At 61.5% G+C, this 21,599-nt stretch carries 22 protein-coding genes and 1 pseudogene; 8 read left to right on the forward strand and 15 right to left on the reverse strand.

Going from position 1 to position 21,599, the window contains the following annotated elements; genetic code table 11:
* Nucleotides 1-43: 43 nt before the first annotated feature.
* Nucleotides 44-334 (reverse strand): hypothetical protein, encoded by a 291-nt coding sequence (locus AK81_RS30355; RefSeq protein WP_043196501.1) that lies wholly within the window; start codon nt 332-334, stop codon nt 44-46.
* Nucleotides 335-566: 232 nt separating this feature from the next.
* On the opposite strand from AK81_RS30355, the gene AK81_RS02405 reads away from it, so the two are divergent.
* Together AK81_RS02405 and AK81_RS29035 are read left to right on the forward strand one after the other, a co-directional pair.
* Nucleotides 567-1,769 (forward strand): zinc-dependent alcohol dehydrogenase, encoded by a 1,203-nt coding sequence (locus AK81_RS02405; RefSeq protein ID WP_043196504.1) that lies wholly within the window; start codon nt 567-569, stop codon nt 1,767-1,769.
* Between the two features lie 85 nt (nt 1,770-1,854).
* Nucleotides 1,855-1,992, forward strand: a pseudogene (locus AK81_RS29035) (SDR family oxidoreductase); the annotation flags it as partial.
* 147 nt (nt 1,993-2,139) lie between these two features.
* On the opposite strand, the gene AK81_RS30190 reads toward AK81_RS29035, so the two are convergent.
* Nucleotides 2,140-2,298 (reverse strand): hypothetical protein, encoded by a 159-nt coding sequence (locus AK81_RS30190; RefSeq protein WP_193393742.1) that lies wholly within the window; start codon nt 2,296-2,298, stop codon nt 2,140-2,142.
* A 312-nt stretch (nt 2,299-2,610) separates the two neighbouring features.
* Here AK81_RS30190 and AK81_RS02410 point away from each other — a divergent pair, with 312 nt between their 5' ends.
* A complete protein-coding gene (locus AK81_RS02410) occupies nt 2,611-3,759 on the forward strand; it encodes a GAF domain-containing sensor histidine kinase (protein ID WP_241496051.1) in 1,149 nt (382 codons plus the stop codon).
* A 393-nt stretch (nt 3,760-4,152) separates the two neighbouring features.
* On the opposite strand, the gene AK81_RS02415 is transcribed toward AK81_RS02410, so the two are convergent.
* The 8 genes from AK81_RS02415 to AK81_RS02450 all read right to left on the reverse strand — a co-directional run bounded on the left by AK81_RS02415 (nt 4,153) and on the right by AK81_RS02450 (nt 11,823).
* Nucleotides 4,153-5,496 (reverse strand): cation:proton antiporter, encoded by a 1,344-nt coding sequence (locus tag AK81_RS02415; RefSeq protein WP_043196507.1) that lies wholly within the window; start codon nt 5,494-5,496, stop codon nt 4,153-4,155.
* Nucleotides 5,497-5,646: 150 nt separating this feature from the next.
* Entirely contained in the window at nt 5,647-7,593 is a 1,947-nt protein-coding gene (locus AK81_RS02420; protein WP_043196510.1) for a response regulator, read from the reverse strand.
* On the reverse strand, nt 7,583-8,458 hold the full coding sequence (locus AK81_RS02425; protein WP_043196512.1) for a sensor histidine kinase: 876 nt from the start codon (nt 8,456-8,458) through the stop codon (nt 7,583-7,585). The genes AK81_RS02420 and AK81_RS02425 overlap by 11 nt, the downstream gene beginning before the upstream one ends.
* Nucleotides 8,451-9,467, reverse strand: coding sequence for an ATP-binding protein (locus AK81_RS02430; RefSeq protein WP_081041999.1), 1,017 nt, complete (start codon nt 9,465-9,467; stop codon nt 8,451-8,453). The genes AK81_RS02425 and AK81_RS02430 overlap by 8 nt, the downstream gene beginning before the upstream one ends.
* Nucleotides 9,458-9,862 (reverse strand): anti-sigma regulatory factor, encoded by a 405-nt coding sequence (locus tag AK81_RS02435; protein WP_043196514.1) that lies wholly within the window; start codon nt 9,860-9,862, stop codon nt 9,458-9,460. The genes AK81_RS02430 and AK81_RS02435 overlap by 10 nt, the downstream gene beginning before the upstream one ends.
* Nucleotides 9,859-10,221 (reverse strand): STAS domain-containing protein, encoded by a 363-nt coding sequence (locus tag AK81_RS02440; protein WP_043196515.1) that lies wholly within the window; start codon nt 10,219-10,221, stop codon nt 9,859-9,861. Before AK81_RS02440 ends, AK81_RS02435 begins: the two co-directional genes overlap by 4 nt.
* 4 nt (nt 10,222-10,225) lie before the next feature.
* The gene (locus AK81_RS02445) at nt 10,226-11,077 is read right to left on the reverse strand and encodes an STAS domain-containing protein (protein WP_043196517.1); all 852 of its coding nucleotides are present in this window, start codon (nt 11,075-11,077) and stop codon (nt 10,226-10,228) included.
* A 221-nt stretch (nt 11,078-11,298) separates the two neighbouring features.
* A complete protein-coding gene (locus AK81_RS02450) occupies nt 11,299-11,823 on the reverse strand; it encodes a hypothetical protein (RefSeq protein WP_043196518.1) in 525 nt (174 codons plus the stop codon).
* Between the two features lie 196 nt (nt 11,824-12,019).
* Between AK81_RS02450 and AK81_RS02455 the strand changes: the two genes are divergently transcribed.
* From AK81_RS02455 to AK81_RS02475, 5 genes are all read left to right on the forward strand, one after another.
* A complete protein-coding gene (locus tag AK81_RS02455; RefSeq protein ID WP_043196519.1) occupies nt 12,020-12,877 on the forward strand; it encodes a glucose 1-dehydrogenase in 858 nt (285 codons plus the stop codon).
* 415 nt (nt 12,878-13,292) lie between these two features.
* Nucleotides 13,293-13,757, forward strand: coding sequence for a hemerythrin domain-containing protein (locus AK81_RS02460; RefSeq protein WP_043196521.1), 465 nt, complete (start codon nt 13,293-13,295; stop codon nt 13,755-13,757).
* Between the two features lie 265 nt (nt 13,758-14,022).
* On the forward strand, nt 14,023-14,796 hold the full coding sequence (locus tag AK81_RS02465; RefSeq protein WP_043196523.1) for an endonuclease/exonuclease/phosphatase family protein: 774 nt from the start codon (nt 14,023-14,025) through the stop codon (nt 14,794-14,796).
* Entirely contained in the window at nt 14,793-15,995 is a 1,203-nt protein-coding gene (gene clsB / locus AK81_RS02470) for a cardiolipin synthase ClsB (protein WP_043196524.1), read from the forward strand. The genes AK81_RS02465 and clsB overlap by 4 nt, the downstream gene beginning before the upstream one ends.
* Nucleotides 15,995-16,954 (forward strand): lysylphosphatidylglycerol synthase domain-containing protein, encoded by a 960-nt coding sequence (locus AK81_RS02475; RefSeq protein ID WP_043196525.1) that lies wholly within the window; start codon nt 15,995-15,997, stop codon nt 16,952-16,954. The genes clsB and AK81_RS02475 overlap by 1 nt, the downstream gene beginning before the upstream one ends.
* Nucleotides 16,955-17,017: 63 nt before the next feature.
* On the opposite strand, the gene AK81_RS02480 is transcribed toward AK81_RS02475, so the two are convergent.
* The 5 genes from AK81_RS02480 to AK81_RS02500 all read right to left on the reverse strand — a co-directional run.
* Nucleotides 17,018-17,479: a hypothetical protein gene (locus AK81_RS02480; RefSeq protein WP_043196527.1), complete on the reverse strand. Its 462-nt coding sequence runs from the start codon at nt 17,477-17,479 to the stop codon at nt 17,018-17,020.
* Nucleotides 17,480-17,620: 141 nt separating this feature from the next.
* On the reverse strand, nt 17,621-18,733 hold the full coding sequence (locus tag AK81_RS02485; protein WP_043196529.1) for a carboxylate-amine ligase: 1,113 nt from the start codon (nt 18,731-18,733) through the stop codon (nt 17,621-17,623).
* 7 nt (nt 18,734-18,740) lie between these two features.
* Nucleotides 18,741-19,694 carry a methyltransferase gene (locus tag AK81_RS02490; RefSeq protein WP_043196530.1) on the reverse strand — a complete coding sequence of 318 codons (954 nt, stop codon included), beginning with the start codon at nt 19,692-19,694 and terminating at the stop codon, nt 18,741-18,743.
* Nucleotides 19,694-21,010, reverse strand: a complete 1,317-nt coding sequence (locus tag AK81_RS02495) for an iron-containing redox enzyme family protein (RefSeq protein WP_043196532.1) — start codon at nt 21,008-21,010, stop codon at nt 19,694-19,696. Before AK81_RS02495 ends, AK81_RS02490 begins: the two co-directional genes overlap by 1 nt.
* 216 nt (nt 21,011-21,226) lie before the next feature.
* The coding region (locus tag AK81_RS02500; RefSeq protein WP_043196562.1) for a DUF1109 domain-containing protein at nt 21,227-21,599 on the reverse strand (373 nt) is incomplete at its 5' end.

Here is a 21,599-nt window from a genome sequence, read left to right on the forward strand (position 1 = left end):
GCTGATACGACTGCCAGCGACCACCAATCCGTCGCATAGGCGTCTAGGCTACATGCTTCTCGGCAGGACGCTGCTCGGTCGCCAAGCATCTTGCGCGTCCTACCCCCCATGCCAAAGCGCGTGTCATCGACTCTCCCGGGCGAGAGTCGTAAGCCTCTTCATGAAGCACCATGCCTGAGCCGGCGTAGACGCCAATGAACATCTGAGTATCGCCCGTGCGCGACAGCCGCACCTGGATGTCCATGGTTGTGCCGTCGTCCAGGGTTTCATGGTGATTTCTATGGTGGAGCGATGGATCAGCCCATTTCCAAAACACATCACCGCGAATCCGCATGCCGCCCTCCTACGACTTTAGTCTTATATGTGGGGTGCCTCCACCATAGCGCAGCGAAGCGGGGACAACAGCACCGCCGAGCGGATTATGGATCCGAAAGATGACGGGATGTGAATTGTGTTGGAGAAGCAGAAATGAGCGGCTGATTTGTAAAATTGCTGAACTTTGATGCCCCACATGGCTTCACCTGCATACCCGCCCACAAACCTTACGGCTGCAGGAGCTGAAGTATATGAGAGCGCTGACCTACCACGGAGCAAACGACGTCAGGGTCGATAACGTCCCTGATCCCATCATCGAGCAAGCAGACGACATCATCCTCCGGGTCACCGCCACCGCGATCTGCGGCTCCGACCTGCATCTGTACCGAGGCAAGATTCCGGAAACCGAAGCTGGCGATATTTTCGGCCACGAGTTCATGGGCATCGTCGAGGACACCGGAAGTGCAGTCACTCATCTACAGATTGGCGACCGGGTAGTGATTCCCTTCGTTATCGCCTGCGGCAGTTGTTTCTTCTGTCAGCACGATCTGTTTGCCGCCTGCGAAACCACAAACACTGGGCGTGGCTCAATCATCAATAAAAAGGGCATTCCTCCAGGCGCGGCGCTGTTTGGCTACAGCCATTTATATGGCGGCATCCCTGGCGGACAAGCTGACTACGTCAGGGTACCCAAAGGTAATGTCGGCCCGTTCAAAGTCCCCACCGACCTGGCCGATGACAAGGTGCTTTTCCTGTCCGATATTCTGCCGACCGCTTGGCAGGCGGTCATTAATGCCGAAATTGGCCAGGGTTCATCGGTGGCAATCTACGGCGCCGGGCCAGTGGGTTTGCTGAGTGCCGCCTGTGCGCGAATGCTCGGTGCCCAGACCATCTTCATGGTCGATGACAACGATTACCGCCTGGCATATGCCCGGGACGCTTACGGTGTTGTACCCATCAACTTCGAGCGGGACGACGATCCCGCAGACAGCATCATCCGGCAAACGCCAGGTATGCGCGGCGTTGACGCGGTGATCGACGCGGTCGGCTTCGAGGCCAAAGGCAGCACTGCCGAAACGGTGATGACCGCACTGAAAATCGAAGGCAGCAGTGGCAAGGCGCTGCGCCAGAGCATTGCTGCAGTGCGTCGTGGCGGCGTTGTGAGCGTCCCAGGTGTGTATGCCGGCTTCATTCACGCCTTCATGTTCGGCGATGCGTTCGACAAGGGCCTGACTTTCAAGATGGGCCAGACCCATGTCCAGAAATACCTGCCCGAACTGCTGGAGCACATCGAAGCAGGACGCCTGCAACCGGAGCTTATCGTCACCCACCGCTTAGCACTCGAAGAAGCGGCCATGGGTTACAAGATGTTCGATCAGAAGCAGGACAACTGCCGCAAGGTCATCCTCGTGCCAGGCGCTGCGGCGGGCACCCTGGGCCCTGACTACGTGTAGAGGAGCCAAGGTCATGAACGGTCTCGCCAGTTACTTCTGAATTGCCGTGGCGGAAATCTGATTACCACCTATAGGGGGTTGCAACATGATTGATCAAGCGACTGGCATGAAACCTGGCGAACGATACAGCGTAGAGAACGTCGAGCGCGCCCATCAATTTCCGGGTTTCTTTCTGGATGGGAAATACTACCTTGGCCCTGAACTGCTGACGGCTGTCGGCTGGCACTCTGATAAACACCCTGTCACTGGGCAGCTGGGTTGCCCAGCCCTACGCAGCGGCGTACTCGGCAAGCAAGTTCGGCCTGCGTGGCCTGCACGCAACGCAGGCGCCGCTGATTTGAACCGCTCAGCATCGCGAATGCAACCCTGGCTAAATTGACTGCCCATCGTCCTGGATATCTTCTTCAGCTTCCGCTTCATTCGTTGCATCAGCGTCATTCAAGGGTGGTGAGGTAGGCTTGTGCGGGTCGTTGATGTAGGGGACATCGCTTGGCCCCTTTTCTTCAGTGCCCTCGGTCTTCGGTTGCATGGCAAAACCTCCAAGCTAATGGATCAGATGTCTGTCACTAAGCGCTTTCAGAAGTCTCGAAAATTTCCCGACATCGATACCTGGTTTTCATCCTCAGTATGAGCGGCCGCAGAGCCAAAAAATTCCATTTGAAAAGTTGGATGGCACAGGCCCCCATGGCCGTGTCGACGACCGCGTACCCTACGCGGGCTCGTTGTCAAAAGCTGGGCCTTACGCTTTAATTCCAATTTGCCACTTACCCAATCGGCTATATAGATGCCTCATCCGTCTGACCTTTCACACGACATCAGTACGATTGCCAGGATTGAGGCCGTGCCGCTTATTCTCAATATGGTGAAGCACATTACCGGCATGCGCTTTGCTGCCATTGCGCGTGTCACCGAGACAAGATGGGTGGCTTGCGCCGTCGATGACGCTATTGATTTTGGGCTCATACCTGGCGGCGAGTTGGTACTGGAAACGACTATTTGCCACGAAATTCGTCAGCACCGCCAACCCGTTATATTCAAGAATGCCACTGAGCATCCGGTATACTCGGCCCATCACACACCTCAGACCTACGGTCTGGAAAGCTACGTCTCAATTCCTATCACCAGGACAAACGGAGATTTTTTCGGCACGCTCTGCGCTATCGATGAGGTTCCGGCCCATTTTGATGAAGATGCGGTGTGCAAAACACTGTCGCTATTCGCCCAGCTAATAGCAGTTCAACTAGACGTTTTGGCGGATCTTGAGACCAAAACGATTGAACTGGCCGATGCCGCCGAGGCGGGTATTGTCCGGGAGCAATTCATTGCCGTACTGGGCCATGACCTCCGTTCACCACTGAGCGCTATCAGAATGAGCGCCGATCTGCTGGAGGCTAAGCTTCCCGCCGGTCGCGAGCAGAAGCTTGCCACTGCCATACGACAAAGCTCGCAGCGGATGAACAACTTGATTGAAGATGTCCTGGATTTTTCCCGAGGCAAGCTGGGGGGCGGCATTCCGGTCAAACGGACTCTGGTGGACAACCTTGGTGACATTTTTATCGCCGTCATACATGAAATCATGACGAGTCATCCCAATGTCAAAATCCATCAAGAAGTCATCATCTCACCTGGCATCTTCTGTGATGCCGGGAGAATGGGGCAGTTGCTTTCCAACCTATTGGGTAATGCAGTTGCACATGGGGCGTGTGATCACCCGATAGAGGTGATTGCAAGCATGCAAGAAAATCATATAGTCCTGTCAGTGATGAACCAGGGCCCAGAAATCCCCGACGTTTTGTTACCGCTACTGTTCCAGCCGTTTAAACGGTCGGCAGGCGGTGGTCGCGCAGAGGGGCTGGGGCTGGGTTTGTATATCGCATCTCAGATCGTCACGGGTCACAACGGCACGCTGACAGTAACCTCTACGCCTGAAGCTGGCACGCGCTTCGTAGCCAAGTTCCCTGGTACGTTGGAGTGGACGAAAGCGGACTAGATGCAGGTCGCCTGGGCGGCTATCAGGATCGAAACCGAGTCTCGTCTCACTGATCGAGCCGCCCTGCATTCAGAACCCCGAATGGATCATCAATAACGTAGCGCCAAATACCATCACGCCTGCGGCTCGGCATGGAGCAGTCGGCTTGGCGCTGCTTGCGGAACCAGCCCGTATACCGGGAGCAACTCGATCACGCGGTAAGGACTTTTCTTTGACTAAATTTTCACAGCATTCCTGAGAACCTGAAGCTATCCCTACGTGTGATAGACCTTGCCCGCCTAGCAGCGGGCTTTCTTTTGCCCGCAAATGCCCACCCACTTGTGCAAGGCCATCCTGCTGCAACCGGCTACCCGCGAGAATGATCGGCCTGTCCTCCGTTCGACTGAAGCATCCTCATGACGCCCGCTCCTTCCATGCTTCGTAGCGGGCAAGCAGCGGCTGAACGCTCAACCCGTGCAGCAGGATGCTCAACGCCACCACCGACAACACCAGGTTGGTGCTCAGTGCCGCGTAGCCCGGAAGCAGCCCATGGTTAAGGGCATAGAACAGGTAGTAGAAACTGCCGATCCCCCGGATGCCAAACCATCCAAGCAGCCCACGTTGCCGAATATCCACCAGCCCCCGAATGGGGAACAGGGCAATGGCGAAGGGACGAATCAGCAGGAACAACGCACCGGCGACCAGCAACGCCCGCCAGTCCCAGTGTTCTATCAGCACCACCCCGAGCAAGGTCACGAGAAACACTTCCATTGCCCGCTCGATCAAGCTACCGAAGGCCAGCATGTCCCCCAGCATGATCCCCGCTGCAACCTGAGAATCTTCCAGCCCTTTCACATCACCTGTCACGGCCAACTCGGGCGCGACATGCTGGTGGCCGACGACAGGCTGCACCAGGTGTTCGGCGGCCGGCTGTTCCGGGCTGCTGGACGTATGAACCTCTGCCTGACGCAGGCCCAGCCCGGCGGCGAACACCGCGAGAAAACCGTAGGCCTGAATCGATTCGGCGATCACATAGGCCAGCGCGATCAGTGCCAGGGCCAGGTAATCGTTGGGCGATACGGTACTGTCGTCGTTGCGCAGCCGCAGGAACAGCGTGAGTTTGCCCAGCCCGCGCCCCATCCAGTAGCCAAGCAGCAGACCCGCTGTTACCGCCCACAGCATGTCCTTCATCAACCAGCCACCGAGCCAGGCCTGGCCCGTGTCCTGTTGCAGCAGCAGCCCAAGGATGACAAAGGGAAAGGCCACTCCGTCGTTCAGGCCCGCCTCCCCGGACAAACTCAAACGAACAGGATCTTCGTCCTGGGCATCGGCCACCTGCACAAGTGTTGCAAGCACTGGGTCTGTGGGTGCCAGGATCGCCCCGATCAGCACCGAAACACCCCATTCAAGGTGCAGGCCGTAGTGCAGCACCAGCGTTACGCCACCGATGCAGATCATCATCACAGGCCCTGCCAGGTAAAACGCCGCCAACCATCGGCGGTCATGCAAGGGCAGGCGCAGTTTCAAACCGCTGAAGAACAGCGAAAACAGCACCGCGACCTCGGTCAGGTGCTCCATCCACTCACTGGACTTGCTGACATCCAGATGAAGAAAACCCAGCCCGGAGGCTCCCAGCCCGATGCCCAGGGCAAGGCACACCACAGAGGATGTCACAGGCATCCAGCGTAGATAGGAGGATGAGAGCGCGAGCAGCAGCAAGACCACGCCCAGCATGGCGAACCAGACGATGAAGGTCATCTGCGCAGGTGCCCTGGTAGAGTTGTCGATCAGCTTTTGACTTGCCGTTACGACGCGTCGTTCCGCTGCGATGACTGGGCTCGGCCTGGCCGGTGTTCGCGGCTTGAGCCCCCACAGTTAACGCTGCTCCGAAACGGTCAGCCACACCCTTCAAGCCGCCTGATCAAGCCCCCGGCGTACCTTGGCCAGCAGCTCGCCGATCTGGAACGGCTTGATCAGCAGGTCCATTCCACTGCCCAGAAACGCCTGACGGTCCAGGGCCGTCTCCGCATAGCCGGTCATGAACAGCACCGGCAACCCCGGGCGGTAGGCCCGCGCCATGTCGGCCAGCTCGCGCCCACTGATCCCTGCCAGACCGACATCGGTGAGCAGCAACTGAATACTGGCATCTTCCCGCAGATGATCGAGTGCCTGCTCGATGGTCTCGGCCAAGCTGCAGCGGTATCCGGCATCGGCCAGCACTTCTGCCACTGACAAGCGCACCGAGGCCATGTCCTCGACCACCAGCACATGTTCACCTGCCCCTTGCTGGTCGACTTGAAGGCTGCGCTGCTCGCAGGATGCCTGCCGGTTGCTGGCAGGCAACATCAGGATGACCTGAGTGCCCAGCCCCGGCACGCTGTGGATGGTCACGTGCCCGCCCGACTGGCGAGCGAAACCGTAGATGGTCGACAACCCCAGCCCGGTACCCTGCCCTACCGGCTTGGTGGTGAAAAACGGATCGAATACCTTTTCCAGCAGATCTGGCGCAATGCCACAGCCATCATCGCGTACCGTCACCGCAACATAAGGGCCATCCTGCAGGTTGGGGTCGCCGAGTGAGAAGGTCGCGGCCGTATTCACCCAGATATGCCCGCCCTTGGCCAAGGCGTCGCGGGCATTGATCACCAGGTTGAGCACCGCGCTTTCCAGCTGGATCGGGTCTACCAGCGCGATCGTCGGCTCACGGGACAGCTCCAGTTGCAGCACGATTCGCTCACCGATGGTGCGGTTGATCAGTTCCTCCAGCGAGCGCACCCGCTCGTTGATATCCACCGGACGCGTGTCCAGAGGCTGCTGCCGCGCGAAGGCGAGCAGCCGATGGGTCAGCGAGGCGGCGCTCATGGCAGAGCTCAGAGCCGCGTCGGCGTATGCAGGGACCTTTTCGAGACGGTTCTCTGCCACCCGTTTGCGAATCAGCTCAAGGCTGGTGATGATGCCGGTCAACAGGTTGTTGAAGTCATGGGCGATGCCGCCTGTCAGACTGCCCAGGGCATCCATCTTCTGCAGTTGCAGCAGTTGCGCCTCGGTCTGCTCGCGCTGGGCCGTTTCCCGCGCCAACTGGGTGTTGGCGTCCTCAAGGCGCGCCAGGTGCGAGCGCTCGCGGTGGCGATGTTCGGTGACGTCTTCTACGAACACCAGGCACAACCCAGGCGCGCGGTAGGGCGATAGCTGCCATTCGGTGTCCCTGGGCATGCCGCCCACGTGCATGCCCAACGTGCCACGCCAGCGCTGCCCCGCAAGCAGGTGCTGACGCAACTCGGCCATGGCGGTTTGCTGGTCATCGGCAAAGCATTCCTGCAGCGCCTCGGGGTTGCGGTTGTCCTGGGTCAACTGCTCGAAGGCATGGTTGCATTCATGCACCTTCAGCCCGGCATCAAGCACAGCGATCGGGGCTGAAACATTGGTGAAGATTTCCCGAAAACTGGCCTCGCTTTCCCGCAAGGCCCGCTCGGTGTCGCGTACCCGCAGCAGGGTCCGCAGGGTGGCCACCAGCACATCGGCGTCCACGGGGTGAACCAGATAGGCGTCGGCGCCTGCGTCGAGCCCGGTAATGATGTCACCCGTCTGGATCGACGCTGCCGACACGTGGATCACCGGCAGCAAGGCGGTCTCGGGCCTGGCACGCAGCAGGCGGACGATATCGAAGCCGCTCATGTCTGGCAGGTTGACGTCCAGGATCAGGGCATCGAAATGCTCGCTATCGATCAACGCCAGCCCCTCGCCACCGGTGCCGGCCTCCGTCACGATGTAATCATGCAATGCCAGGCGACGGCGCAGCGCATAACGTGTGGCGGCATTGTCGTCAACGATCAGCAGGCGGATGTCAGCGTTCATCAGCGCCCTCCTGGGCCAGCGCCATTGGCAGGATGACAAAGAACGACGATCCGCTGCCGGGTGTACTTTCCACCCCAACCTCGCCGCCCAGCAGCGCCGCAAAACGCTTGCACAGCGAAAGCCCCAGCCCCGTGCCACGCAGGCGCTTCTGCAGCGGCGAGTCAATCTGGGCGAAATCTTCAAACAAGCCACCTAGCAGCTCGGGCGCAATTCCGATACCCGTATCGCTCACGGCAAAACGCACCTGTTCGCTGCCCAGCAGCTGCGCGGACACGCGCACTTCGCCACGGGTGGTGAACTTCAGGGCGTTGGAAATGAAGTTGCGCAGGATCTGCGCCAGCTTCTTGTCATCGGTATACATCTTCGGCAGGCCCTGCGGCTCTTCGAAGATCAGGTCCACGCTCCCGGTGTCGACGATCGGGCGGAACATGCCGCGCAGGGCCGCGAACAGGTCGAGCATATCGAACCAGGCAGGCGATATGGTGATGCGGCCGGCTTCGATCTTGGCAAGGTCGAGCAGGTCGTCGACCATGTCGCCCAGCTCACGGGTTGCAGTGTTGATAAAAGCCACCTGCAACTGCTGCTCCTTGCTCAGCGGCCCGTCCACCTCGTCGGCGAGCAGGCTGGTGATGCTCAGGATCGAGCCCAACGGCGTGCGGAACTCGTGGCTCATGTAGGACAGGAAGCGGCTTTTCAGGTCCGAGGCCTGGCGCAGTTGCTCAGCCTGGATGTCCAGCTCGGCATACAGCGCCAGCACCCCCTGGTTGGTCTCCTCCAGTTCGGCGCGCAGCGCCTGGTTTTCCGCCTGCAACCGGGCGATGAGGTCGGCCTGCTCGACGCTGTTGTTGGATGATGATTCAGCCATGCACGGTCTCCAGGTCGATGACCAACACCGTCACGTCGTCCCGCCCACGGCAGAAATCGCGATGCAATACGGCAGCGATGACCGCCGGGTGGCGGTGAACAAGGCCCGGGTAGGTTTGCAGGTTCCAACGGGACTGCAGGCCGTCGCTGAACATGATCAACAGAGTTCCCTTCACGTGAGCGTAGTCGAACACCTGGCCCTTGCGGTATTGCCCGCCGACGATACCGGGGTGCGAGGCCAGGCCGCGCGGCCGTTCGGTGCCGACCAGGGTTGCGCCGATATTGCCGATGCCGATGAACGACAGGTGGTCACCCGTACCTTCGTACTGGGCAATGGCAACCGCACCGCCGCGGGTGCCGGCCATGGCATGGTGCAGTTCGCCAAGCAAGTGCTCCGGTGCGCTGAAGGGCGCCAGGGTAAAGGCCTGAACACCCGCCTTGGCCGCACGCTCGGCCTCCTCGCCATGGCCAAGCCCATCGATCAGCACGGCGCTGATACGCTGTTCGGCCAGCGTCACATGCCAGCTATCACCGCAGGCCGGGTCATCGTGCAGCGAATGCTGGGTCACGCCGATGCGTATGTCCCGGCCCGTATGGTCCTGACGGTAAAGGCGCGCCAGCACCACAGCGCCATGCGCGTCCGCATGCACATCGAATACCTGCGCCAGGCGGCTGACCGCCCCCAGCCCGATGCCCTGGGTACCTCCGGTGGAATAGCCATCGGCCAGGCAGTTAGCCAGGTCGAACCCTTGTGCACGGTCCACCGCCACCAGTTCCATACCCGGGTGGGCGCCATCCGCAAGCACGCGAAGATGCAATTCACCACGCTCGGCGTGTTTGAGTACATTGCTGGCAAGCTCGGTGGCGACAATGGCCGCCCGGCCGGCGTCGGCGGCATTGAAACCAAGCTGCTCGGCCAGCCTCTGGGCAACACGCCGGGCATGGCCGACCTGGCTGGCATCATCAAGGCGCAGGACCTGTGTCAAACTCGCTGCCAGGTTCAGGCCCATCGTGTGATCGTTACCCGGGTGCCTTGCCCGGGGGTGGTGTCCAGTTCAAATTCGTCTACCAGTCGGCGGGCGCCGGTCAAGCCCAGGCCAAGCCCCCCGCCCGATGTCCAGCCATCGGTGAGGGCCAGCTTGACGTCGGCGATACCCGGCCCCTCGTCACGAAACACCAGGCGCAGGCCAACCCGCCCGGTTTCTTCGATGACCGACCAGTCCATGTCACCGCCGCCGCCGTATACCACGGTGTTACGCGCCAGCTCACTCACAGCCGTGACCAGTTTGGTGAGGTCGACCAACCGCATGCCGCACTCGCTGGCGATCTTGCGTGCCAACTGACGGGCCAGCACCACGTCCTGCTCAATGCGCACCGGCTGGCTGCCGCTTTGGCGGATGCTCATGAGTGGCCTACCCGCTGGCGCAACAGGTGCATGCCGCGGTCCACATTCAGTGCAGTGCTTACGCCGGGCAAGGTCAGGCCGAGCTCCACGAGGGTGATGGCCACCGCGGGTTGCATACCGACCAGGACCGTCTCGGCATCCATGATCCGGGAAAGCCCGGAGATACTGGCGATCATGCGGCCGATGAACGAATCGACCATATCCAGCGCGGAAATATCGATCAGCACGCCACGGGCCGAGGTGTGGTCGATACGGTCGGTAAGGTCATCCTGCAGGCGCAGCGCCAGTTGGTCATGCATGTCGACCTGAATGGTTACCAGCAGGAATTCACCCATTTGCAGAATGGGAATACGCTCCATCGGCTCACACCTTCTCGCCAGTGCTGGTACCGAGACGCGAAAGCGCCAACTTCAAGGCATCCGCAAGGTTGGACTTGGTGGTCAGCGTGCCCAGGTCAAGGCCCAGGTGCACGATAGTCTGGGCGATCTGCGGGCGAACACCGCTGATGATGCAATCGGCACCCATCAGGCGGATGGCCGTCACGGTCTTGAGCAGGTGCTGGGCGACCAGGGTGTCGACAGTAGGCACGCCGGTGATATCGATGATGGCAATCTCGGAGCCGGTATCGACAATGCGCTGCAGCAGCGATTCCATTACTGTCTGGCTGCGTTGCGAGTCGAGTGTGCCGATCAACGGCAGGGCCAGTACACCCTCCCAGAGTTTGACCACCGGCGTGGATAGCTCAAGCAGCTCTTCCTGCTGGCGCTTGATGACGCCTTCGCGGTTTTTTTGATAGGTGCGAATGGTGTGCAGGCCGAGCGCATCGAGCAGTTGGGAGATTTCCCACAGTTGTTCGGCTAACAGCGCTGGCTGTTCGCGGTAATGGGCTTGCAGCAGTGTAAATAGCGGCCCCTTGAGGGCGAAGATGAAATAGGCAGTCTGGTGCGATTCGTGCCCAGCCTGCGCACGGCTGGCAGACAGTTTTTCGAGGAAACTACGCGTTTCTTCCCACTCTTCTACGCCGATCTGCGTACCCGCCTCCTTGCGCAGCCCGTCGATCAGCAGCTGCAGGAAGTCACGGGTTTCCTGGCGCAAGTCGTGTTCACGAATATTGCGTGTCGCGCCGTTGGCCTCCAGGGCGCTGAGCCACTGCGCCAACAACTGCGCCTGATTACCGGCGATTGCTTCCAAGGTACTGTTCTGCAGTGCTGCCATGTGCGGTTTGCTCCTGAAAAATGCCTGGCCGGCTCACCGATGTTCGTGCCGGCTTCGAAAATGACATCTACCGATGAAAATAGTTGTGGCACTGGTCAATAAATGATTGCGCCATCTTCTGTGTCGCTAACTGTAGGCCAAGTTCATGGGCTGCGTGGGCTGCACAGCCTTATCTTCCACCGGCGGGCATTCGGGAGTTCTATCAGGGCGAGTAGCGCTGGTCATGCCAACTGGATATACACCGAATAGCTCCCCAGCAAGACCCAGAAGCAGAGGAAAATCCAGGGCGTGCGCAGGGAAAACAGCAGTGATTTGCGGTGCCCCGCCTGAGAGGTTTCCGCCTCGCAGAACAACGGCGATTCGTCATAGGCCAGGCCCATCATCGGCTCGCTGCGCAGCAAGTGGCTCTGTTTCATCTGCCAGTGCTCGATAATCCGGAAGGCCGCACGGATGCCTGGCCAGGCATTCAACGTGCTGAGCACGCCGAGCAGTGCGAGAAAAGCCGGCACCATCAAGGTGAACATTTCGCCCCAGCTCTGGTTCAGGTTGCCCATCGATGACACGAACGCGATCACCAGAAACGACTGGGCAGCAAGATAAGCGTCAGTGCGGTTGGCCAGGATGGTGGTCTCGTACTGGATTTCGCGTCGATAGAAATCCAGCCGCTCTTTCGGCGTGCCGAACATCCTCGCATTGCTTTGGTCGATCTCGTGTTGCGGTGTGGTGGGCGTGATGATTCGAGGCACCTGGGTACTCCTTGATATCGTAAGCCCCACCCATGACAGTGCAAGACCAGTCAGCGATAGAGCTAGCCGCTTGGCAAAAATTCATTAGGACTGCGTGTACCATCCGCTCGTCGCGCTGACCGAGCATCCACTTCAACGCTGGCTTCGCGCACGTCTCGAACGGTAATGACCGTTCCCACCTGCAGGAGCTTCCACCATGAGCGACTACCCTACCCCTCCATTCCCGTCCCAACCGCAAAGCGTGCCGGGCTCACAACGCAAAATGGAACCGTATCCGGATTGTGGTGAGCAAACCTACACCGGCAACAACCGACTGGAAGGCAAAATCGCCTTGATCACCGGTGCCGACAGCGGCATTGGCCGGGCGGTAGCGATTGCCTATGCCCGCGAGGGCGCTGACGTTGCCATTTCCTATCTGAACGAGCACGAAGATGCGCAGGAAACGGCGCGTTGGGTCGAAGCCGCTGGCCGCCAATGCCTGCTGCTGCCCGGCGACCTGGCGCAGAAACAGCATTGCTATGACATCGTCGACAAGACCGTGGCGCAGTTCGGTCGTATCGATATCCTGGTCAATAACGCCGCGTTCCAGATGGCCCATGAAGGCCTGGACGAGATTGACGATGATGAATGGGTCAAGACCTTCGATACCAACATCACCGCCATTTTCCGCATTTGCCAGCGCGCGCTGCCCTCGATGCCAAAAGGTGGCTCGATCATCAACACCAGCTCGGTCAACTCCGACGACCCCTCACCCAGCCTGTTGGCGTATGCCGCCACCAAGGGGGCCATCGCCAATTTCACCGCAGGCCTGGCACAGTCACTGGGCAAGAAAGGCATTCGGGTCAACAGCGTCGCGCCCGGCCCTATCTGGACACCGCTGATCCCTGCCACCATGCCCGATGAAGCAGTCAGGAACTTCGGTTCCAGCTACCCGATGGGGCGGCCTGGGCAGCCCGTGGAGGTGGCTCCGATCTACGTCTTGCTGGGCTCTGACGAAGCCAGTTACATCTCGGGCTCGCGCTACGGGGTAACCGGTGGCAAACCGATCCTCTGATGGCATTAACGAGGCCAGCTGTTGCTGGTCTCAACGCTTCTTCTCGCCTTCGTGACGCGCCGTTTTCTGCGCGGTCGAGTCATGATCGGTCCCTGACGAGCCGTCCGGCCGATGTGCATCGTTATCGCGTTCCTCTTCACCCTGAGGTTTTGACGGCGCGTGCGGCCTGGGTCCCCCGTCTGTGTGCTTTTTCATGGCCTGCCCTCACCTTTTCTCTCTGATTGAAACAGCAGTTCGCAGCCCCGCTGGGTCTTCCCTACAGTGATTTCAACGCGGGCAACAAAGTTCAGCTCAAAGGCCAAAGCGCTGAAACAGGCCGACTCTGCACCAATCATCATCAAGGTTGAACCCTGCCAATGACGGCCACTCAACTTCTGGGAAGCCCGTGTTTATCCGCCCACGACGAGGTGCCGCCATGAATGCCATCGATCTGCTGATTCAAGACCATAAAGTGGTCAAGAAACTGCTGGAAGAACTCTCATCGACCACTGAACGTGCCGTAAAAAAACGCGCAGAACTGCTGCACCGCATTGAGCAGGAACTGCAAATCCACACTGCCTTGGAGGAGGAAATCCTCTACCCCGCGATCAAACAAGCCGGTGGTAAAGAGGAAGCCAAAATGTATTACGAGGCCAAGGAAGAACACCGGACAGTCGATTCCCTGGTGCTCCCTGACCTGCTTCATACGGATACCGGCACCCTTGAATTTGCCGGCCGGCTGAAAGTGATGAAGGAGCTGCTTGAGCACCACATCGAGGAAGAGGAAGGCGAGCTCTTCCCCACTGCCAAGAAGCTTCTCGGCAAAGACACTCTGGAAGAGCTGGGGCAGACCATGGAAATGCAGAAAAAGATGCGCAAAGCGGAGCTGCGCGCGGCCTGACGAAGCCATAACCTGCCAGCTTTCGCACCGCTGGCAGGTATCCATGGGCGCTCACGACCCCGGCAAAGCCCCGGTTTCTCTTGCTGGCCCGCCCATTCGTCAATCTTGCTGAAACCTCTCGCCCCGACGCCGGTCGCTAATGATGAGTGCACGAATGTATGGGAGCCCTCGTGAGCGAGAACTGCAAAGGTATTTCCGGTTGGCCCCGTGGCCTATGGCGCACATGGCGCAACAAGCCCTGCCCCAACGGGCTGCAGGAGCAGCTATGACCAAGACCCTGCCCACCCCCAGCTGCATTATCGACAAGGTGACCGCCGTGCACCGCCTGACGGTGCTCACCCTGAACGTGCACAAAGGCTTCACGCCGCTCAACCGCCGCTTCATCCTGCCGGAGCTGCGCGAGGCAGTGCGCGCCACCGGCGCCGATCTGGTGTTCCTGCAAGAGGTGCATGGCAGCCACCAACACCATGCCGAGCGCCACTCGGCCTGGCCGCAGACCCCGCAATACGAATTTCTCGCCGACAGCATGTGGCCGCAGTTCGCCTACGGGCGCAATGCGGCCTACCCCCATGGCGACCATGGCAACGCGCTGCTGTCCAAGTTCCCGATCCGCGCCTACGACAACTTGGACGTTTCGATCCAGGGCGACGAGGAGCGCGGCCTGCTGCACTGCCAGCTCGAAGTGCCGGGCCATGAACAGGTGCATGCGATCTGCGTACACCTGGGCCTGCGCGAAAACCATCGCCAGCGTCAGCTCGACCTGCTCATGGCATTGCTCGAGAGCCTGCCGCCGGAGGAGCCGGTCATCGTCGCCGGTGACTTCAACGACTGGCGCCTGAAAGCCGATGCGCGGCTTTCGGGGCACCTGATCGAAGCCTTCGGCAAACCGGCGCGCAGCTTTCCGGCCCGCCTGCCCCTGCTGCGCCTGGACCGTATTTACCTGCGCAACGCGCAAACCTGCAAGGCGCGGGTGTTGTCCAGCTACCCCTGGTCGCACCTTTCCGACCATGCCCCGCTGGTAGCCGAGGTGATGCTATGAAACGGTCCTGGAGCGACGGCAACCACGTCGAACTGCTGATCAATGGCGAGCAGTACTATCCACGCGTGTTCGAGGCCATCGCCCAGGCCCGCGAGGAAGTGCTCCTGGAAACCTTCATCATCTTCGATGACAAGGTCGGCCAGGCCTTGCGCCAGTCACTGATCGAGGCCGCCCAGCGTGGGGTGCGGGTCGAGGTGGCGGCAGATGGCTACGGCACTGCCGATCTACCCGACGATTTCATTTCGTCCATGACCGCGGCCGGCGTGCGTTTTCACTCGTTCGACCCGCAACCACGGCTGGCCGGCATGCGCACCAACCTGTTCCGCCGCCTGCACCGCAAGATCGTGGTGATCGACGGGCAGCGCGCGTTCATCGGCGGCATCAACTACAGCGCCGACCACCTCGGCGACTTTGGGCCACAGGCCAAGCAGGACTACGCGGTGGAAGTCGTCGGCCCCGTGGTTGCCCAGGTGCACGCATCCTGCAGCAGGATGCTCGCACCGGTATTGGATAGCGTGGGCCGGGTCGAGCCGGCCAACGCCTCTGCCGGCACGGCCAGCGCCGTGCTGGTGGAGCGCGACAACGGTCGCCATCGCAACGATATCGAGGTCTGTTACCTGCAAGCCTTTCGCGAGGCCAGGCAGCGCATCGTCGTTGCCAACGCCTACTTCTTTCCCGGCTATCGCCTGCTGCGCGAACTGCGCAACGCTGCCCGCCGCGGGGTCGAGGTGACCCTGATCCTCCAGGGGCAACCGGACATGCGCTGGGTACGCGCCCTGTCGCGCCTGCTTTACAACTACCTGCTGCGCGACGACGTGCGCATCCACGAGTATTGCAAGCGCCCGCTGCACGGCAAGGTGGCGTTGGTGGACGACGACTGGTCCACTGTCGGCTCAAGCAACCTTGACCCGCTGAGCCTGTCGTTCAACCTCGAAGCCAACCTGATCATCCGGGACCGCGCATTCAACCATGGCCTGTACGCTCACTTGAGCGAACTGAGCCAGGAGCATTGCAAGACCGTGACTCTGGAACGCGCGGTGCGTGGTTACTGGTGGCGTGCACCCTTGATCTTCCTGGGCTTCCACCTCACCCGCTATTTTCCGCGCATCGCCGGCTGGTTCCCTGCACACCGGCAACGCCTGCAGTCGCTGCAAGCAGGCAGCGAAATCCCGGTCGACTACCACGAGGGCCAAACCTGATGGCCAGTCCACGCTGGAAGACCTGGGGCAAACGCCTTCTGACCGTGTTGTTCCTGATACTGATCCCGATGCTGCTGTTCACCCTGGCGCGCAATCTGGACTGGAACGAAGTGCGCCAGTCGCTGCTGGCATATCGGCCCTCGACCTTGGCCCTCGGTCTGTTGCTTGCCCTGTGCAGCTACCTGGTGTTCGCCAGCTACGATTTGCTCGCCCGTGCCTACACCGGTCACCGCCTGCCGGCCCGCCAGGTGCTGCCGGTGGCATTCGTGTGCTATGCGTTCAACCTCAGCTTCACCACCTGGGTTGGCGGTGTGGCCCTGCGTTACCGACTCTACGGCAGGCTGGGGCTGGATACTGCGACCATCACCCGTATCCTTACCCTGGGCCTGCTGACCAACTGGATGGGCTATTTGCTGCTGGCCGGTACCGTGTTCGCGTTGGGGCTGGTGAAACTGCCGGAAAGCTGGGCGGTCGGTTCTGGCGGCCTGCGCCTGATCGGCATGCTGATGGTGGCAATAGCGGTGGCCTACCTGCTTGCCTGCGCGTTCGCCAAGCGGCGCACGTGGAACCTGCGGGGCCATGAAGTAACCCTGCCAAGCCTGCGCCTGGCGCTGTGCCAGGTGGCGCTGGGCGCAAGCAACTGGGCGTTGATGGCAGCGCTTATCCACCTGCTGCTGCCCCCTGAGTTGGTGTATCCCTCGGTGCTGGGCGTGTTGCTGATCAGTTGCGTGGCCGGCGTGGTGGCGCATATTCCCGCAGGCCTTGGCGTGCTGGAGACCGTGTTCCTCGCCCTGCTCCACGGCCAGATCGGCCAGGGCACCCTGGTCGCCGCGCTGCTGGGCTATCGCACGTTGTACTACCTGATACCGCTGCTGTTGGCAGTGGTCATCTACCTGGTCCTCGAGAAGCGTGCCAAGGCTTTGCGCCAACAGGCCGGGCTGGCTGCCGACAAGCGCTGATGGACCGTTTATGCCCATGCCGGGTTACGGCATGGGCATAAACGGTCCAGGAACTGTCCTAGCTCACGGTTCTCTGCTGTCGTCTTCAGACGCCACATCATCGGTCCATGGCTCGCCGTCCAGCGGCGCGGAGCGTGCCAGTTCGGCCTCGTCCAAGCCGATGCCGCCACCGATCTCGTGGGCCTCTACCTGGCGCAACGTCTCGTCCGCCGGGCCGCCCTCGGTCCCTGGCTCATAGGGATCACGGGCGCCGCTTTCATCCAGCAAGGTGTCCGGGCTCAAGTCGTCGAGGGAGACATTGTCCTCGTGCAAGCTGTCATTGAGGGTCTCACCGCCTGTCATGCCACTTTCAGCGACACGCCGGGGCGGGAATTCCTCGTTTACCTCGCGAGCCGGACGTTCGTCGCCGATACGGCCCTGGCGCTCATCACGGCGCTCGCTGAAATCCAGCTCGTGGACAGAGCCCATGCGGTCTTCGGTGTCGTCGATCTCAACCTGCGGTTTTGGGTCATCGGGTTTGGACATGAACGTTCTCCGTCTGTGGGCTTCATTCGGTCGACTCCCCTCGGGGGCAATGATTCAGAGTTTCTGGAAGAAAGCCCGCCCCGCGCACGTCCTGAATGGCTCGCACCGGCACCGCCCCTGCAAGTGCCTGGCACTGCGAATTCAGGTACACAGGCTGTCTCCCATTACCTGCTTTACCACAGCGCGCATCGCCTGGCGGTCATCCAGGCCGTGTTCGCGGGCCAGGGCATAAGCGTAGCGCTGGCGATCAGCACTGGTGCCGTCGTGCAGGATACGCCGGGCCTGCATGAATGAACGCTCGGCATCGGCGGTGTCGGCCGGGCATTGCACTTGTAGCTGCGTCAGCCAGCCTTCAGCGCTCACCGGCTGTTGATCGTGCACGCCGATGAAGGTGGCCAGCCGGCCATGACGCATGGCCCGCCAGTAGTTTTCCTGGGTCACCCAGCGCATCTCGCGGCGGGTGGCGCCATCGTGCCGGTCCAGCGCATGCTCGACCAGATGGCGAAACAGACCGGCGACGGCCAAGGCATCCTCCAGCCGCGGACAACCATCGCAGATGCGCAACTCCACCGTGGGAAACCGCCGCGACGGCCGGATCGCCCACCAGAAGTCGCCGTCCTCGGCCAGGCTGCCGGTACGTTGCAACAGCGCCCGATAGCGCGTGTAGGCGCTCCAGTCCGGCAGCGATTCGGGCAGCCCCATGTGCGGCCATTCCCCGCACATCACACGTCGATAGCTCATGTATCCGGTGTCCTGGCCACCCCAGTACGGGGACGATGTGCAGAGCGACAACAGCAAGGGCAGCCAGTACAGCACCCGGTTGACCACCTGCATGCGGTCAACGCCTGCCGGCACCCCAACATGCACGTGCAAGCCGTTCAAAAGGCTGCGTCGGGCCACGAACCGGTAGTCGTCGAACAACTGGCGATAGTGCGGGGTAGCACGCGGACGCTGTCGTAGCCACTGCGCGCTGGGATGGCTTGCTGCGCAATACAGGCCGGCCCCCTCGACGGCCAGCGCCTGGCTCAAGCGCTGGCGCTGATCGACAAAGAACTTGCGGGCCTGGTGCAACGTGTCGAACACCGGCGAGGCGAGCTCGACCTGGCAGTGGAACATTTCTTCAGCGAACCAGGGGCCCAGCACGTCTTGGCAACAGCGGGCCACGGCCCGTGAGGGCGCGGCCAAGACCCGACCTGTGGCCAGGTCCACCAGCAGGTATTCTTCCTCGATGCCGAACGTGCAAGGCCGCGCCATGGCGGCATCAGCCGCTTCGAGTGACGGTCAGGGCCACGGCGGCGATACGCTCGACCTGTTCGTACCCGGGTTCGAGCAACTGCTCGCCGAACACGTCCGGGTCCAGCTCCCGATAAGACCAGCTGAGTGCCGGCCCGGCCAGGCTTGGGCGAACGGTGTCGAGCAGCGCGTCGCGTCCCTTGACGATCGCGACGCCGGTATACAGCAGCAACGTGCCCCCGGCGGACAAGCGCTCACAGGCTTGCTCGACGATGCGCAGCGACAGTTCGGCACCCAGCGCGCCGCCGCCATGGCGATAGGCGCGCTGCCCGGCATCGAGCATGTAGGGAGGGTTGGCGACGATCAAGTCGAACGTGCCGGCGACGTCGTCGAGCAGGTTGCTGGGCTGCACCGAAACATTGGCCACACCGGCCAGCGCGGCATTGACGGCGGTATGACGCAAGGCCAAGGGGTTGATGTCCACCGCGCTGACCTGCGCGTGCGGCGCGGCACGTGCGATCAGTAGCGCGCCGACACCACTGCCGCAGCCAATGTCGACGGCATGCTGCACGCGCCGGGTCCTGTTGCGCAGATGATCCTTGATCACCTGAGCGAATCGATAGCTGTCCGGGCCGAAGAACACCGCGTCGCGGCTATCGGTCGGCCAGGCGGAGTGGACCAGCAGCAGATCGTCCAGGCTGGACCAGCGTACCCTGCTGCGCCACAGCGGCCCCTGCGCTTCCAGCAGGCTGGCAGCACGCAGTTGCTCGAGTTCGTCGGTGCTGAGCAGCGACGCGGCGAACGGTCGGCTCCAGCCGAACACATCACGCAAGCTGCTGGCTGGGCAAACATCGGCGCGGGCATTGACACGGGCGTGCGTTGCCGGGGTCACGCAGGTAAAACGGTAACCGTCGGCAAGCAGGCGCCGCCCAAGTTGCAGCAGGGCCTGGTCGGCACGCGTCTGGTCCTGGTCGAGCACCATCAGTTGGGCCCTCCGTGCATCAGTCCGGTGGCCTGGATAAACGCGCGAGTGGCGCGCAGGCCCTGGGGGGTGGAATGCCGATTACCCGCCAATGCCTTTATCAGCGCAGCCATGTCTGCTACCTGCGGCCCGATGAGCGGCTCATCCTCCAGTTGCAAGGCGTGCTCCCACTGCCCAGGCGGTACCCGACGCGTCGTGGTGCCTTGCCAGGTTCCTGCGATCCAGTCGTGCCAGAGCTGCTTTTCATAGGCGTCGAACACACCGAACATGGCGGCAACCGGGCCATCGATCAACGACCAGAAACGGCTTTGCCTGGGATCGCTGTGGCGCTTGACCCAACCCTGTTCCTGCAAAGCTTGCAGGAAGCCGGGCATCGCATCGGGTTCGGCGAGCCACTGATTGATGGTCCGCCCTTGCAGACGACAGCGGTCGGAATGCATGCACTGCCCATAGATACGCTTGCGTTCCAGCGCAGCGAGCAACTCGGCTTGCAAGTCGAACGAGGCGACCAGCGACGGGGTGTCGATGCCCAGGTCATTGAGCCGGTAGCCGTGCCTGACACGCTCGTAGAACGCGGGCGGCTGATCCCGGGCAAGGGCCGTAAAGCTCTCCAGGGCGCGCCGTGCGTGACCGCTGGCGGCGTTATCGATGGTTACATGCAGCTGGAAGTAATGGGCGTCGATACCCAGTTCGGCCAACTCATGGGTGGTGATCAGCAGGTGCAGGGGTGGCTGTTCGTAGCCCAGGTTATAACCGATCACCTCCGGCAGGAAACTTTCGCACAGCTGTCCCAAGGCCAGCTGCACTGCGCCTTGCAGATAACGTTCGGGGGGCAGCGGGGGTCCTTGCAGGCAGCCGAGGCGACTGAGCAGGCGCTGGTAGATCAACACATGGTTGCAGTGCGGGTCGCCGTCACCCAGTTCTTCGAGGTAGGTGCGGATCAACCCGTGAAAGCGCGGGTCTTGCCAATGCCACAGCGTACCGTGCAGCCATGCGCCATCCACCGCCTTGGTCGGCGCGATCTGCTGCAGGAACCACAAGGCATGGGCTCGGTTGCCGAAATAGCGGCGTGGAGCGCCCTCACGCCGTTGTGCCAGGTACGCCGCATGTTCACTGGCAACCCCGTCTGCATGGGCGCTCGCCCATCGCGGCAACTGGGCTGGATCGTCCGGCATGTCGTCTGCAAGGGTGCGGACGTAGCGCAACTGCCCCTCCAGCCAGGCCTTGGCCGTGGGGTCGCGGCCGTCGAGCATCAGCCGATAGCGATGCTCCAGCCCATCGGGCACCTTGTCGGTCGCCGCACCACTCTTCGTCATCGCCACAAGGGTTCTCGTTGTTTTTCAAAAAGACTTACCCCTGACGAGTCCAATCCACCTTGAAGGATTCGTTTTGATTTCGACGCAGCAGATGAGCGGTGCGACGAGACGCCCGGCACCCTCACACCGCCGCTTCAAGTCAGCGCTGGACGGGGCGTGTGCCTGATGAACCGGAAGCCTTGTGACCCAGTGGGTTCAGCGCTCGAAGTGCCGGGATCACCAGCGTAAGAAGCGTGGCCCCAGCGCCGCCCCGACGGCGGTCGGCACCAGCAACCCCAGTACGTACCACAGCCCCCAGAACGGCATAGCCATCTCCGGGCAATGCAGGCAATAAGCCAGAGTGGCCGTGCCACCTGCAAGCAAGCCGCCCGCAGCACCGGCCTGTCGCAGGCGGGTGGGTGCCAGGCCGCGTATCGCCCAGAACACCGCAATGAAGGTGGGTACCGAGAGCAAGGCGATGTTCAGCGGGCAGGTGCGCCAGGTGCGCCCGAACAGCAGGTCCGCCCGGGCTTCCACCGGCGCGCCCAGCAGGCTCACCGCCGCGCCCAGCCAGACGAGCAGCAGCGGCAGCCCCAAAAGCCCCCACAGC

This window comes from Pseudomonas putida W15Oct28, assembly GCF_000708715.2.
GTDB classification, from domain to species: Bacteria; Pseudomonadota; Gammaproteobacteria; order Pseudomonadales; family Pseudomonadaceae; genus Aquipseudomonas; species Aquipseudomonas putida_R.

Coding starts and splice junctions, on each gene's coding strand:
- AK81_RS30355 (WP_043196501.1), bottom strand. CDS start 334: ATGCGGATTCGCGGTGATGTGTTTTGGAAATGGGCTGATCCATCGCTC.
- AK81_RS02405 (WP_043196504.1), top strand. CDS start 567: ATGAGAGCGCTGACCTACCACGGAGCAAACGACGTCAGGGTCGATAAC.
- AK81_RS30190 (WP_193393742.1), bottom strand. CDS start 2,298: ATGCAACCGAAGACCGAGGGCACTGAAGAAAAGGGGCCAAGCGATGTC.
- AK81_RS02415 (WP_043196507.1), bottom strand. CDS start 5,496: ATGACCTTCATCGTCTGGTTCGCCATGCTGGGCGTGGTCTTGCTGCTG.
- AK81_RS02420 (WP_043196510.1), bottom strand. CDS start 7,593: ATGAACGCTGACATCCGCCTGCTGATCGTTGACGACAATGCCGCCACA.
- AK81_RS02425 (WP_043196512.1), bottom strand. CDS start 8,458: ATGGCTGAATCATCATCCAACAACAGCGTCGAGCAGGCCGACCTCATC.
- AK81_RS02430 (WP_081041999.1), bottom strand. CDS start 9,467: ATGGGCCTGAACCTGGCAGCGAGTTTGACACAGGTCCTGCGCCTTGAT.
- AK81_RS02435 (WP_043196514.1), bottom strand. CDS start 9,862: ATGAGCATCCGCCAAAGCGGCAGCCAGCCGGTGCGCATTGAGCAGGAC.
- AK81_RS02440 (WP_043196515.1), bottom strand. CDS start 10,221: ATGGAGCGTATTCCCATTCTGCAAATGGGTGAATTCCTGCTGGTAACC.
- AK81_RS02445 (WP_043196517.1), bottom strand. CDS start 11,077: ATGGCAGCACTGCAGAACAGTACCTTGGAAGCAATCGCCGGTAATCAG.
- AK81_RS02455 (WP_043196519.1), top strand. CDS start 12,020: ATGAGCGACTACCCTACCCCTCCATTCCCGTCCCAACCGCAAAGCGTG.
- AK81_RS02460 (WP_043196521.1), top strand. CDS start 13,293: ATGAATGCCATCGATCTGCTGATTCAAGACCATAAAGTGGTCAAGAAA.
- AK81_RS02465 (WP_043196523.1), top strand. CDS start 14,023: ATGACCAAGACCCTGCCCACCCCCAGCTGCATTATCGACAAGGTGACC.
- clsB (WP_043196524.1), top strand. CDS start 14,793: ATGAAACGGTCCTGGAGCGACGGCAACCACGTCGAACTGCTGATCAAT.
- AK81_RS02475 (WP_043196525.1), top strand. CDS start 15,995: ATGGCCAGTCCACGCTGGAAGACCTGGGGCAAACGCCTTCTGACCGTG.
- AK81_RS02480 (WP_043196527.1), bottom strand. CDS start 17,479: ATGTCCAAACCCGATGACCCAAAACCGCAGGTTGAGATCGACGACACC.
- AK81_RS02485 (WP_043196529.1), bottom strand. CDS start 18,733: ATGGCGCGGCCTTGCACGTTCGGCATCGAGGAAGAATACCTGCTGGTG.
- AK81_RS02490 (WP_043196530.1), bottom strand. CDS start 19,694: ATGGTGCTCGACCAGGACCAGACGCGTGCCGACCAGGCCCTGCTGCAA.
- AK81_RS02495 (WP_043196532.1), bottom strand. CDS start 21,010: ATGACGAAGAGTGGTGCGGCGACCGACAAGGTGCCCGATGGGCTGGAG.